The organism is Pseudoalteromonas maricaloris (assembly GCF_024746855.1).
In the GTDB taxonomy this organism is placed as follows: Bacteria; Pseudomonadota; Gammaproteobacteria; order Enterobacterales; family Alteromonadaceae; genus Pseudoalteromonas; species Pseudoalteromonas maricaloris.
In genome coordinates this window covers 2,588,435-2,602,701 of the sequence record NZ_CP024625.1, presented here as the reverse complement: position 1 = coordinate 2,602,701, position 14,267 = coordinate 2,588,435, and the positions used below count along the sequence as shown (strand labels likewise).

Genomic DNA, 14,267 nt, shown 5'->3' with positions numbered 1-14,267 from the left:
GCAGTTTTATACATTACATTTGGAGACATAAAGTGAAAACGAGTAGCAAGTTAATCGCAAAGCTCGCAAACATTAGCGTTATCAGTCTAATTGTTTGTGCGTCTTCGCAAAGTAACGCGGCTGTGGGGAATTTACTTTGGGAAGATAATTTTAATAATTTAGATACCAACACATGGAACATAGATGTCGGGGATGGTTGTGACCAAGGAATATGTGGTTGGGGTAATCAAGAATTACAGTGGTACAGTGAAAATAATGTCTATATTAGCGACATTGTAGGCGAAGCGGGAAACAAAGGCCTTGTTCTTGAAGCAAAAAATCAAGCGATAGGCGGCAAGGCATTTACCTCAGGTAAGATCCAGAGTAAGAATAAGCTTGCCGTGCAATATGGCATGATAGAGATCAGAATGAAGGTATCTGATGTCGACACGGGGCTTTGGCCTGCACTTTGGATGCTAGGGACGAGTACAGCTAGCTGGCCGGCAAAAGGCGAAATCGACATCATGGAGATGGGCCAATCTCAAGCCGCTCGTAATGATGCAGGCTTTCCCGGTGCGCCAAGCAATAACTATACAGGTTCAAACTTAATTTTTTATGCAGATGCCGCCTGCAATGAAGGTAATCCAACCTGTGCAGCAAGTGTGGCATACAAAACCGATAATGCACATTTGTCCTCAACCCCCTTAACCAATCGCTTTGTTATCTATCGTACTTATTGGACCGAAGAAACGATCCGTTTCACAGTTGAGGATAATGGGGTCGAATATGATATGTTCGATAGCCCGTTTGCTATCAGTGAAGAGTCAAATGAATTCAACGCGCCATTTTATCTATTGATGAATTTGGCTGTCGGCGGGTTATTTACGGACGCGCTTAGCAATGAACAGGTGAGCGCGCCACTTCCTGGGAAAATGGTGGTGGATTATGTGCGTATTTATGAGCTAGATGGTCAAGGTGAAGTGTTCAGCGGCAATGTCACTGCGCCCGAAGTTGGCACCTTTGGTGTTTTTAGTGAGGGGTCAAGCGATAATCAGTTAGTGCCGGGAAGCAACGCGGATATTTATGTGTGGAACCAAAACTCACTCACTCAGGGTAATACCCCTGCCTATGAAGGCAATGAAGTGATTGCATGGCAGTATTCGCCAACGCAGTGGTTTGGAGCCGGTATTCAAAGCCGTCAAGCGCGAGATATGAGCAACTTTAGGGATGGTTACTTAAATTTTAAGATTAAAATTCCTGTGGATGTGAGTTTCAGAATTGGCATTGCTGACACTTATACTAATGAGAACTGGATCACATTCCCCGCGAACACCAATCAGTATGGCCTTGTTCGTGATGGTCAATGGGGTGAAGTGCGTATTCCAATCACTGAGTTAGCGGGTAGCTTAGTGGCATTACAATCAATTAAAAATCACTTCAATATTGTCTCTGTCGCTGGGCAAGAACCTAACTATTCTTTTCAAATGGCAATTGACGATATTACCTGGACAGGGGGCGGTAGTGCGCCTGTTGATAGCGATCAAGATGGTGTTGCGGATAGCGTCGATCAGTGCCCAAATACTCAACCAAATGAAGAAGTTGATGCGAATGGCTGTCCACTGAATAATTTACCCGATGGATTGGAACAGGTCTCTCTGGATACCTTAACTTTCTATGTCAACACTACCGGTTGGGCGGATGTTCATTATCGAGTCAACGGCGGTGTGCAGCAAAATGTCCGCATGCAAGTGATTAATGGTCGCAATGAGCTGACAATATCTGGGCTAGCAGTGGGGGATGTGGTTAGTTTTTGGTTTACTTACCTACAGGAGGACGGAACGGTCGTAGATACCGCAGAGCAGGCCTATATACTTTCAGAATCCTCAGCTGGTAACGATAGCGATGGTGATGGCGTCAATGATGGTATCGATCAGTGCCCAGATACGCCTGTAGGGGATGTGGTAAACTCCGATGGATGTAGCATTTTAATCACTGAACAACTTCGTATCGAAGCGGAAGACTACAGCAACTATTTTGATAATGATGCAGGCAATACAGGTGGCGAATATCGCAATGATGATGTTGATATTGAGCTGACCAGCGACAACGGCGGTGGTTACAACGTAGGTTGGACGTCGGCGGGAGAGTGGCTCGAATATCAGGCTAATTTAGGCGCGGGAAGCTATAACTTGACTGCACGCGTTGCCTCCCAAGTTGGTAATGGAGCATATAATGTTGTTGTTAATGGTAATCTAGTTGCCAGTACCGTTGTGCCTGCTACGGGTGGCTGGCAAACCTTTATTAGTCAAAATATTGCGTCGATTACGTTAAATGAGGGCGTGCATACCGTTCGTGTTGAAATGGCGGGCGGCGAGTTAAATCTAAACTGGCTTGAGTTCAATATCGCTGGTTCATCTAACAATGATAGCGATAACGATGGTGTGCCAGATAATCTAGATCAATGTCCCAATACCCCAACGGGGCGCCAAGTTGACAGCCAAGGTTGTGAGATCAGCTTTGGCACTATTGTTCCACTTTATGATGCAACAACACCTTTAGAGCAAGCTGTGAGTTATGACCGTGGAGATGCGCTAATTACGCGTTTTGCTGATCGCGGCCGAGACCGCCATGCAAAAGAAGATCAGTTTCAAATCTATGATCACTATTTATCGCATTATTGGACGCATCGAACTGCGCAATTTGAAATCGCTGACTTTGTAGCTAAAGGCGGCTCACGTATTGAAGTGACCTTTATTACAGAATGGAAACTCGGTGCGCGCGAATTTCGTGCTTGGTATCGTGGGTTAGGCACAGTTGCTGAGTACCATGGTAATTACTTTGGTGGCGGTGCGGTCGTTGAGCTTGATAACGGTAGTTATGATACGAACTTTAATAAGATAAGTGATTCAGGTGATCAATATCGTTACAGAGTGATCATTGATGACTACAGACCGCTAAATTGGGACCCTGCGGCAGGCTTTTTGCCTCTTGAAGTTGGTCAGCGCATGGAGTTTGAAGTTAGCCAATTTCTTGATGCGCCACCAGAAGGACGAGAAAATTATTATGGTACAACGTATTTATACATGGTAGGTGAAGGGCTTGTCCCATGGCAAACCGTTGGCGACTTTGCTGATCCATCATCGCAACGCGAAGATTCTTACCCGATTGCAGAAGCGGGGTGGTTAGGAGGCAAAACCACATTGCCATACAATTACACTAATGAGCCTGATAATCACTTTATGCAAATGGCGACCAATTTATCGAGCCAAAATGGACAGGCATTTGTTCAGGGGCGACGTGTTCACCACAGTAGTTTTGTTAATGGTGAGCACGATGAACGCAACGGAGAAAATGGCGTGTTTAGTGCGGTGGTTGGAAAGTCAGGCCCACACTATATCAACGACAGTTGCGCAGCTTGCCATGTCCGCAATGGTCGAGCGGCGCCACCAGCTATTGGCGGCTCATTGGCAAAATGGGTGTTTAAAGTGGCCGATATCAATGGCAACACCCATCCCTTATTGGGGAATGTGTTACAGCCTAAAAACACAGGCATAGATACCGAGACGCAAGGCGAGGGAGATGTAACGATTGCTTCGTGGACTGAAAATAATGGTTTGCGTTCACCCAATTACCAATTTAATAAAACCACTCCAGCACGCTATTCAGCCCGTATCGCGCCTCAGCTGGTGGGCTTGGGCTTACTTGAAGCGATACCAGAGAGTGCGGTGTTAGCCTTGGCGGATGAAAACGACAGTAACGGCGACGGTATTTCGGGCAAAGTGCAGCGCGTGAACGATCCTATTACCGGTCAAACACGGTTGGGACGCTTTGGCTACAAAGCTGCGGCGGCATCAATTAAACACCAAGTCGCTAGTGCATTTAATACGGATATGGGGGTAACTAACTCGGTATTTCCAAATCCTGACTGTGGGGCATCACAATCAAGCTGCGGAGGTGGCGGTGTAGAAGTGTCTGATCAACATCTCACTGCGCTAAGCAAATATATCGCTTTATTGGGTGTAAGAGCGCAGCGTGGGCTTGACGACCCTGAGGTGCAATTAGGAAAGGCGCGCTTTACCTCAATTGGCTGTGAAGGTTGCCATACAGCAACATTTGAAACTAGTGAGTATCATCCATTTGCGGAGTTACGTGCGCAAACGATCCATCCGTATACCGATTTATTACTGCATGATATGGGCCCAGGCCTTGCGGATAACTTAGGTGAAGGCATCGCGAACGGTGCTGAGTGGCGAACAGCGCCATTATGGGGATTGGTTTGTCTGCTTGTGTGACAGGTGGTGTTGATAATGTGTTAGGTGGGCAAGGCAATGAGTTTTGTACCGCTGAGCCAAGCTATCTGCACGATGGTCGTGCGCGAACGATTGAAGAAGCCATTTTATGGCATGATGGTGAAGCGCAAGCGGCGAGGGTCGCTTACGAAAGTTTGTCGGCAAATGATAAATCAGCCGTGTTGGCATTTTTAAACTCACTGTAAATTTGTAAGTTTTCAATATCGTATATTTTGGCCAGATACAGCCACAGGCAGAATGTTGAAATCAATTAGTGCATCAAAGCTCATGAAAGTTATGAGCTTTGATGCACTTGAAGTTATTATTACAGTGCTTAGTCTTAAAGCGTGTAATGGAAACCGATGGCGATACCGTCATCTTCGGTTTGTGACATTTGTGCTTCTTGCGCGGCATCGGCGCTTGAGAAGTCACTAAAGTCCTTACGCGCTTCAATGTACAAAATGGTGTCTTCAGACATAAAGTAGTGTGCGCCTATCACGGCAAACTGACGCTTAAAAACATCATTAGGATCAGCATTAAAATTTGGTTGGATCACATAGTCATCGCCCGCATCAAATACGTTGTAAGCGATAAATGTACGCACGTCATTGTCAAAACGGTAGCTAACAAGCGACTCTAATCCAACGGCATCTTTGATTAAGCGGCCTAGGTTATCGGTATCGTGGTTTTCGTTTTTATTGATGTTTGCAGCTGCATACCAACCTGGCTTATAGAAATCGCCGTAGGTAATACCGACACCATAAATTAAATCTTTAACCGATTGATTTCGACCAGCAGCATACACAATATCAAACTCGCCGCGGTTAACACCGGCTGTGAGGGTTAAGTTTTCGGTTGCTGCATAGGTGAGTGAAGCGCCGTAGGTTGAATTAAACTCTACCATTTGTGCTGCACTATCCCCTTGATTAAATAGGGTTTCACATGAGCTGCTGGAAATATCAACGACGTCACAAGTATAAAAATCATCAGATTTTAGCTGAGCTTGTACCGCAAAGCTCAGCTTGCCAAATTGATTACGGTATTGCAGCACTTTATCACCACGACCAGTACCATTGATCGCGCCGTCGTCTTTGTTATAGGTGTAAACACCTGCGGCATTACCATCCCAAACTAAGCTGTAGTTGGTGCTGTATACCACGTCGTACCAAGCGCCCCATTGTTTTCCTAAGGTAATTTGGCCGTATTCATCGTGCTTAATACCAACATAACCTAATCGGTTATATAAAAACTCGTCTTGTATTGATTCGAAGCGGTTGCTGTAAACAATATCACTACTACCAACAGGGTTTACACCCCATTCAAGTAGTGCGAAAGCCTGCCAGTTGTTTTTCAATTGGCGTTTAAAGTCAAAGTTAATACGCGATGCGCCGTTTACCAACTCAGTCTCGCCTTGAGTGTTAATAACTCGAGCATCGATAAAGCCGCCAATCGTGACACTATTCTTTTCATCTTTGAATATCTCGATAGCGTTTACTGTTGGAATAGTAGTCACGCTAGCGATAAGAGTGGCAGCAAGTGTTCTTTTCATGAATTACCTTGTTTCAATGTTGTTGCTAAATAGGGTTAAATTAGCTAAAAAATGGAGATTATCAAAGCTAAAATACAGGCAAAAGTGAAAAAATATCAAGAAAATAACGTGGTTTTTGGTAAATTTATTCATTTCCTGTTCATTGAGTCTAAATATCAATGAGTTAGGGAAAGCTGCGTTCAGAGGTTATTGATTGATTTTACGCAATAAATGTAAGGGTTTATAGCAATATCTGCGTTTTGTGACAGTAAAATAGCACGAAACGGTGTAATTCAGCGAAAAATCAATAAAACATCATGTTTTTGGTAGATAGACTTCTGTAGTCTTCCAATTAGATACACAACTACAAAAGGGAGATTGAGTAATGCTTGTTAAAAAAATTGGTATCTCAAAACTGGCTTGTTTTTCCACCATTATGTTGTTTTTTATCCATGAAGTTCAATCATATAGCGAACCATCAACAGAGTCGTATGGTATTATATATGGTTTTAAAGACGGTAATAGCAAAGCGATTTACTTAAGTGACCAAGATGGTAAATCGCCAGTAAAGATCGTGAAAGCCACGTCAAGTGACGGCTATCCTGCTGTCTCACCATCAGGAGAAAAAGTCACCTTTTACGGTAAATACGATAACTTCAAAACATGGTCAATTCATACCGTTGATATTACTGGCCGCAATATGAAAAGATTAACCAGTAAAAAATATGTGTGGGATAGTGCACCTGCTTGGTCTTTGGATGGAATGACGATAGCGTTTGGCAGAGAATATGAAAATAAGGAAGGCGTTTGGCAAGAAGAAATTTGGTTAATGAATGCTGATGGCAGTGAACAGCGCCAAATTAAAAATCTTGAAGGTCGTGCTCCAGAATTTATGCCAGATGGTCGATTACTATATCAATCTAAAGCCAGCCCAAGCCAAATTAGCATTGCCAATTTGGATGGTAGTGAGGCTATTCAACTCACTCAAGATGGCACTGATAACATGTCTCCTCAGATTTCCCCAGATGGCAAAAAAATAGCCTATCTATCTAATAGAGATGGCAATCAGGAGGTCTATGTCATGGATATTGATGGAGCCAATAACAAGCGGCTTACTCGTAATGACATTCAAGAATGGGATCCATCTTGGTCTCCAGACGGCACAAAGGTGTATTTCGCTTCAGAGAATGTATATGGCTTTTATGATGTCTTTTCTATAAATGTGGATGGCACATCTATCAAAAAAATACTTCAAAACAGCTCGCAAGCGACAGTTGTGCCAGGTCTTGACCAAGAAACGCTACAAAAGTTAAAGAAAACAAGTGAGCGCCAGTAGACCTGTGCGCTGACCGCAGCTTAAGTTATTTACTTTTGCTGTTGTTGGAGACGACCTAAAAAAGGAAAAGAAGCATCGCGATATTGTGACTAAATCTGGTAATGTTCTACAAAATATTAATAACAACTACGACCAATTAAGAGACCGTTATAATTTTACTATATTGCTAAGATCAACGCGTTGGAATAGTGTTAATAGGCTCGGCTTCAGTAGTACGAATTTGATTAGACTAGGTCGAGTCTTAGAAGCGATAGAAGTCGCGAAACGTTACACCCAATATCAACCTAAGTCTTGGCAAGCCTATGAGTCTTTAGCAAAGGCGTTTGAGGCGAATGAGGATAACTTGCAAGCGCTGCAAAACGTCAAAATAGCCGTGCGGCTAGTTGATAATAAAGTAAATAAAAGCCTTCTATTGGCATACATTAATCAAGGCGATAGAGTAAATATGCAGCTACGTTCAGTGAAATCATTAACCCTAATTTGTTTGATGCTCTTTTTGATGGTTTTAAACGCCTGCAACAACGATAGCAAACTAGACTTTGACGCATTTGTTGAGAAAAAACTAACAGATTTTCTGATTGAGGAAAATGCACAAGTTGCCTCCATCGCCATTGTGAATGACAAGCTTAACTATCAAAAACAGTTTGGCGAGTTTCCTGATGGTACAAAGCCACACCATGACACCGTGTATGAAATTGCATCCATCACTAAAACTTATACCGGGTTGTTGCTTGCCAAGGCGGTAGTAGATAAAAAAGTACAACTAGATGAAGATATTAGGGTGTACTTGCAGGATGGTGATTATCAAAACCTGCAGCATCTAGGCAAACCTATCACTTTGCGTCACCTCGCGACTCACAGAAGTGGGTTACCGCAAGATTTTGCATATACAAGCGCAGATATAAAGTCTGGCAAGGCTTTTGAGCTGTTCTCTAACTATTCAAAAGCGAAGTTTTTTGAAGATTTAGCTCAGTACCAACTTACCTCAATGCCTGGTGAGACATTTCAATACTCCAATGTTGGCGCAAACCTGACCGGGTATATTTTGGAAAACGTGTATAACCAACCATTATCTACACTTGTTGCGCAATTGATCACGGAACAATCGGGTGAAGAACACACAAGGTTTCGTTTAGAGCCCAGTGAGATAAGTAAAATAACGAGAGGGGTAGATAGAAACGGCAAAATTGCACCGTTACTCAGTCCACACTCGTTCGCTGAAGGCGGACTGACATCCACTGCAGCTTCGATTGCCGATTATATGCAGTATTTACTCAGCACCCAAGCAGAAGAAGTGCTGTTGTCGCGCACCTTATTAACAGAAACCAGCAGTGAACATGGCCACGCATTTTTTTGGAATACATACGAGTATCACTCAGCTAATCCTATGTTCTATCACAGCGGAGGTTCTATGGGTACTTCCACTTGGCTTGCGCTTTATCCAAAGCAGAAGTTAGGAATATTTATTGCCACGAATGTTTCAGCGAACAACACGCAAGGGAAATTAAATGATATTGCCAATGCGATTGTTGAAAAGTATGAGCAAGTTGGACAGTCAAAATGACAAGCGAATGTAGTTTCAAAGTATGGCAGACCCTATTGAATTTCTTGAGCGTCGCCTTTGCAGATTTAAGCATATACTAGGAGGTATCATGAGTTGGAAATGCAAAAATTGTAGTACTGAGATTGAAGAAACAAGTTTTGAAGTTTGTTGGAACTGTGGTTGTGAGAAAGGAAAAGAGAGCTTACCAGAATTAAAAAGTCCGTCATTACAATGCCTTCGTTGTGACTCGTCTATGGTGAAATTGGGCTCCAAAGAGTTTCATGAAGGCTCACGATGGGGGGCTTTAGGTAACTTGGGTGAATTACTTGTTAGTAGACAAGCACTTGATATGTTTGCCTGTAAAGCTTGTGGTAAAGTTGAGTTTTTCATCCCGAGTGAGGAAGAAAACAAATAACCAAAATTACTATTGGTAGCTTTCGCAGTGGGTTGTGCGCTAAGTTACTGATTTTGGCCTTAGGGTTAGTAGTTGGATAAGATATGAGTTTACTCGCATGGATACTTTCTCATGTCACACTTGCGGCATTTTGGCTTTGGATTTTAAATTTTGGTGGGGCTGAAAAAATAGAAGGGTGGAAGTCGTTCTTTATCATAGGATGGTTTGCTGCGCTATGGACTGCTGAGCAGTTGCGTTTGTATGCACTGTGTATTCTCGTACTACAAGTTCCTTGGTTTATTGCAGGCCTTTTGATACCACAATGGCGCGGCTTTGCAGTGTAACATCAATTTGCTTAATTAAGTGCTCTACTTTGAGGCGAGAAAATCTTGTTGATAACAAGACAAAGATTTTGCTATTTAGTTATTCTAAATAAGAAATCTTTAACGCAGTTAGCGTCAGATTTACTCCTTCAAATTGAGCAAGTATTAAGACAAACTGGTGTCATTGTCAGGTTTTGTAAAGGTGCTTGGATTTGTCTGTTTCCTAGTGCAATTATAATTACTTGAAACTAAAGGCTCTAATAAAAGGATAGTTTATGAAGCAGATGAGCATTCTAATTGCTATGTTTTGTAGTTTAATAATTTGCGATAAAAGTTATGCCCAAAACAATTACGGTTTAGGACAAAAGCCACCGGGATTAACACCCGAATTATTTGCTCCAGGTGTCGTTTCTACGGGTGAGCACCGTGAGACTGAAGTGTTGTTTTTGCCAGATATGTCAGAGCTTTCTTTTACTCGCTCTGGTGGAGAATATCAAAAACCAACATGGATTGTGATGCAATATAAAAACAATCAATGGATTGAAAAATCAATACCTGAAGCAGATAAAAAAGCATATCAGGAGCAATTTAGCCCACCGGTTTCACACATACAAAACATCGAGCCTTTTAAAGATATTCCAATCAGAGGTTATACTACCTCAGCAAAAGGGACACACTACTTTTATGTCTTAGATTTGAAAGACGGCAGTGGGCATTTGAGTTATTCACGGCTTGTTGATGGCAAATATGAAACACCGCACAAAATGAGTAAAGCAATTAATCAAGGAAAGTACATTGCTCATCCCTACATCGCGCCAGATGAGTCTTACATTATGTGGGATGCTGAAAAGGAAGGTGAAAACACGCCTGATATCTACATTAGTTTTCGTAACCAAGATGGCACATGGACAAACGCAATAAACATGGGAGATGCGATTAATACGGCTGCGTACGAGCAACGTCCTAAAGTATCACCAGACGGAAAGTATTTATTCTTTTGGCGAGGTGACAAAAAAGTCAGAAAAGACGGCTCCAGTTACTGGGAAGGTAATCCATACTGGATGGATGCGAAGGTTATTGAAACGCTGAGACCAACACGCTAGCACTCAATTATTCTTGGTTATACGACCACTAAAAACCTAGACTAAACGGCATGCAAGCATACCTTTTTCCACGTCACTGAATTTTTTATTAATGGTCTAATAAAATTACCTTGAAAAAAGGAACAAAGGTGATTTAATAAAAAAGCATGGATACTTGCAGGGATTGCTGAGAATAGTATGGTATTTAGATAGCATGATATGGATATCGCAAAATAAATTCAAAAATCTAGTGCGTCTATTTATCTCCCTTACAACTGTCAGCATAAGCACGAACACATTCGAACCGACAATTGCGCAGTACGTCTTACTTGACTGAGGCTTAAATTTTTATGAAGGTCTTTTTAATACTGTTATTGGTAGCTGCGTTTTCGGGAAATGTTGTTGCAGACATGCCAATAGAAACTACTTTACCAAACAACTTAGCTAAGGAAATAGCAATGGACTTAAAGGATAGAACAATATACCCCATTATTAAGGCTGGAGATTGGCCTGGTATTCAATACGGTGCGGTTTATTCAGTATTAATTGGCCCAGAAGATGACCCAGAAGTCGTGATTGGTTTTGGTTATGATACGCCAGATAACTTCGTTTTTTTAACACACCAAGATGGTCAAGAGATCGATTTAAATGTGGTAGTTCCACAGGCTTTTCAAAATATTGATGCTTTAGATGTAACCTTTGTCCCGTCCGCAGTGCTAAACAACCAAGTATTAACTGCCAGCGGAGAGTCTTTTAGTAGTGAAGCGATTTTATCTCAAACGCAAATGCTGAAAGCGCACGACATGCTAGATGCCGAACAGCTACTTGTCTCAATAGCGAGACGTACCGGATTAATGGTGGTATCCAGAGACGCATCGCACGATTTATTGGATAAGTTTATTTATTTACATAGCGAAGCTTGGAACGATGATAGTTACGGCAACGCACCTATCGCAAATAGGCTCTTTTTAATCGAAAATGGCAAAATAGTTGGGTCGATGTCATTAGCAGATAAATAAGCCTGCGGATCTGTTTGGTGTGTTATCCAGAGTGTAGTGTATGGAGGTTGTGCCATGTCAGATTTGATTGACTTTGATAAGTTGAAAAGTCTCGTCAAAGATGCCGTAAAAACTACTTTTACAAACCTCCAAGGTATACACCAGCCAGGTGAGCTGCTCGGTTATGCCTTATGTACTGATGACAGTGTAATGACGCTCTATCACGTTGCCATGACACAGCAATGGCTTTCACAAGATGATAATACTGAGTTTGAGTTCTCTCCCGTTGAGTGGGATTTAAGCGATAGGGATGTGCATTTTAAAGGTGTTGCTACTTTACTCGCAGCTCGCCTTGAACTGGAAGATGCAAAGCTCTATGAAAATTATCTTGAAGAAATTATCAACCCCACTTTCAACGCTTTTGTATTGGCGCTTTTAGAGTTGAGGCAAGAAGGCGTCTTTGCCAAAAATGTTTTTCTGTCAGTGCTAAGTACAGATCCAAGCGAGCATATGTTGGAACTTGAAAGCGCAGCAAATTATAAGCTAAATAGCGCAGAGTTGCTGAACCGATTCAATGATTGGCATGCTCGGTTTGGTTGAAGGCGGATGATTTAGATATCAATGGAATTAACTCTTAGATTTAAGTGATAAGGAAGTAATTAAAATGAACTTGATGGAATGGGTACAGGCAGCATTGCCTGAGCTTATGTGTGATCTTAATCAGCCGGCGACAGCGAGTGAAATAGCAAGTCTAGAGAATAAGCTCGGTGTTGAACTGCCTGAGCGATTGAAAGCGATGTATCTCGAACATAACGGCCAGAAAGATGAGATCAATACTGGTTTATTTTACGGACTCAATTTTTTACCTTTGAACAGAGTTTATGAAGAATGGTGTTCGTGGGCTGAAATCATCGATTCACAAGGTGAAGAGGGAATGAAAGAGCTGAGCATGTTTTCAACTTCTCATGTTCCTGGGTTTATCAAAGAAGTTTATGCCCATAAAAAGTGGGTACCGTTTGCCCATGATTGGGCAGGCAACTACCTTGGTTTAGATTTTGATCCGGCCGAAAATGGCACTGTTGGACAAGTGATAAACTTTGGTCGTGATGAAGACGAAAAGTTTGTGATAGCTAAGTCGTTCTCTGAGTTTATGCAGTGGTATACCGCTGAACTTGAGTCAGGTAATTACAGTATTGTGGTTGAAGACGATGGTGGTAGAAGTTTTAATACTAAAAAGCCGCAATCTGGTCATTTTTTAGATGCAGTCAAAGTGCTATTTCGCGCAGTATAAATAACCTTCACCATACTACTTTATAGTGGGGCGAAATTATCTCAGTGTCGGGCCTCGAATGTTAGGGAGAACAAAATGCAGCAAGTGATTTATGTGCTCGAGCCTCTATTTACCATGTATGATCATGAAGTTAAACCCGCTTCAGATGAGTCTTTGGCGATTTTTACAGCGAAAGCAACAGTGCAATTAGTACCCAACGAAGTGATAGCGCAATTAGTTAGCTTCTATGCTCATCTTGCTGAAGTGCCATGTTTAGATTCCCTTGTCGTGCATCATTGTAACGACCCCATTATTTTTGAATGGTGGGACGATAAAGAGCTGTGGTTAGGCTCCAAAGATTTTTACGTTTTACGTTGGTCGGCAGAAAAAGCGTGTTTTTGTATTGGAGATGCGAGCAATGTGAGTTTCGGCGAAGACGAAGAATTCACCGATTTTAACGATGCCGTTATTTATTTGGCAGCGTTATAAACTATTAGCTTACTCTTGTTCGAACTTGTTTTCGTTATTTGCTGAGTAAGAAAAATACAGAACCGCTATTGCGAGTAAGTGAAGCGGGTTAATACAAACGGTAACATATTTAGTTTATACCAATAACAACACGTGGTAAGGAAGTTTATGATTTTTAAAGGTTTGATTGTCTCTCTGTGTATGCTTTTGCTCACATCATGCAGTGCGCTTGTCAGCCAAAATACAGGCACAAAAACCCAATCTAGCAGCTTAATGCGCTTTTTATACCCAAATGAAAGTAGCCGGACAGCGCATCAACCAGAAATACCAGTGTTAACATTGCCGGTGAAAGTTGGTGTGGCGTTTGTGCCATCTTCACAGTGGCAACATGCTGGTATCCACAACAAAGATCAGTTTGAGTTGCTCGAGAAAGTTAAGCGCGCCTTTGCTCAGTATGAATATATCGATCGTATCGAAGTGATACCGAGCAGCTACCTACAAGGAGGTGAAGGATTTACGACTCTAGAGCAAGTGGGAAGGTTGTATGACGTTGATGTCATGGCACTGATTTCGTACGATCAAGTAACCCAGTCTTTAGAAAATAATGCAGCGTTTCTCTATTGGACCATCGTGGGAATGTACATGGTGCCTGGGAATGAAAACACGATTCAAACATTTCTAGATACAGCCGTTTTCGATATAAAGAGCAAAAAGATGTTATTTAGGGCGCCTGGATTAAGCAAGCTAGAAAAAAGAACGACAGCAGTTGGAGTAGACTCGGCGATTACTGAAAAATCTTTAAAGGGCTTTAGCTTGGCCGTCGAAGATATGATACCTAACTTGGAGGCTGAGCTCTCAAACTTCAAAAAGCGAATAAAGGAAGAAAAAGTCGCCAAAGTTGAGCATAGAAATGGCAGTAGCGGCTCGATAAGTTTATTTATGCTTGCTTTATTAGTGCTCACTGTGTTCTGTAGAGCGAGACCGCACTCGTTAACTAAATAAGTCTTTGGTCGTGAGCTGTATCTAAGGCGGTGGTTTAGTAAACCTAAATTGGTTA

Annotated in this window: 13 protein-coding genes; 12 read left to right on the top strand and 1 reads right to left on the bottom strand. The window is 42.1% G+C overall.

Translation table 11 applies throughout. The features are described 5' to 3' along the window. Positions 1–32 precede the first annotated feature (32 nt). Together CTT31_RS11375 and CTT31_RS11370 are read left to right on the top strand one after the other, a co-directional pair. Positions 33–4,271: a di-heme oxidoredictase family protein gene (locus tag CTT31_RS11375; protein WP_260491288.1), complete on the top strand. Its 4,239-nt coding sequence runs from the start codon at positions 33–35 to the stop codon at positions 4,269–4,271. Further along, positions 4,226–4,474: a di-heme oxidoredictase family protein gene (locus CTT31_RS11370; protein ID WP_260491287.1), complete on the top strand. Its 249-nt coding sequence runs from the start codon at positions 4,226–4,228 to the stop codon at positions 4,472–4,474. The genes CTT31_RS11375 and CTT31_RS11370 overlap by 46 nt, the downstream gene beginning before the upstream one ends. A 134-nt stretch (positions 4,475–4,608) precedes the next feature. Here the strand turns inward: CTT31_RS11370 and CTT31_RS11365 are convergent, their stop codons facing one another. Next, a complete protein-coding gene (locus CTT31_RS11365; protein WP_239359882.1) occupies positions 4,609–5,817 on the bottom strand; it encodes a porin in 1,209 nt (402 codons plus the stop codon). A 364-nt stretch (positions 5,818–6,181) separates the two neighbouring features. Between CTT31_RS11365 and CTT31_RS11360 the strand changes: the two genes are divergently transcribed. The 10 genes from CTT31_RS11360 (at position 6,182) to rhlP (ending at position 14,212) form a co-directional block, all read left to right on the top strand. After that, positions 6,182–7,132: a TolB family protein gene (locus CTT31_RS11360; protein ID WP_260491286.1), complete on the top strand. Its 951-nt coding sequence runs from the start codon at positions 6,182–6,184 to the stop codon at positions 7,130–7,132. Between the two features lie 220 nt (positions 7,133–7,352). Further along, the gene (locus CTT31_RS11355) at positions 7,353–8,696 is read left to right on the top strand and encodes a serine hydrolase domain-containing protein (protein WP_260491285.1); all 1,344 of its coding nucleotides are present in this window, start codon (positions 7,353–7,355) and stop codon (positions 8,694–8,696) included. Positions 8,697–8,784: 88 nt separating this feature from the next. Next, positions 8,785–9,090 (top strand): hypothetical protein, encoded by a 306-nt coding sequence (locus CTT31_RS11350; RefSeq protein WP_211857914.1) that lies wholly within the window; start codon positions 8,785–8,787, stop codon positions 9,088–9,090. A gap of 83 nt (positions 9,091–9,173) precedes the next feature. Then, entirely contained in the window at positions 9,174–9,413 is a 240-nt protein-coding gene (locus CTT31_RS11345) for a hypothetical protein (protein WP_010377465.1), read from the top strand. Positions 9,414–9,667: 254 nt separating this feature from the next. Continuing rightward, entirely contained in the window at positions 9,668–10,495 is an 828-nt protein-coding gene (locus CTT31_RS11340) for a TolB-like translocation protein (RefSeq protein ID WP_211857913.1), read from the top strand. A 329-nt stretch (positions 10,496–10,824) separates the two neighbouring features. After that, positions 10,825–11,493, top strand: coding sequence for a hypothetical protein (locus CTT31_RS11335; RefSeq protein ID WP_249122403.1), 669 nt, complete (start codon positions 10,825–10,827; stop codon positions 11,491–11,493). Between the two features lie 54 nt (positions 11,494–11,547). Further along, positions 11,548–12,072, top strand: coding sequence for a DUF4303 domain-containing protein (locus tag CTT31_RS11330; RefSeq protein ID WP_260491284.1), 525 nt, complete (start codon positions 11,548–11,550; stop codon positions 12,070–12,072). A gap of 64 nt (positions 12,073–12,136) precedes the next feature. Continuing rightward, the gene (locus CTT31_RS11325) at positions 12,137–12,763 is read left to right on the top strand and encodes an SMI1/KNR4 family protein (protein WP_260491283.1); all 627 of its coding nucleotides are present in this window, start codon (positions 12,137–12,139) and stop codon (positions 12,761–12,763) included. A gap of 75 nt (positions 12,764–12,838) precedes the next feature. After that, positions 12,839–13,231 (top strand): hypothetical protein, encoded by a 393-nt coding sequence (locus tag CTT31_RS11320; RefSeq protein WP_260491282.1) that lies wholly within the window; start codon positions 12,839–12,841, stop codon positions 13,229–13,231. A gap of 147 nt (positions 13,232–13,378) precedes the next feature. Next, entirely contained in the window at positions 13,379–14,212 is an 834-nt protein-coding gene (gene rhlP, locus CTT31_RS11315; protein WP_260491281.1) for a rhombotarget lipoprotein, read from the top strand. Positions 14,213–14,267 lie beyond the last annotated feature (55 nt).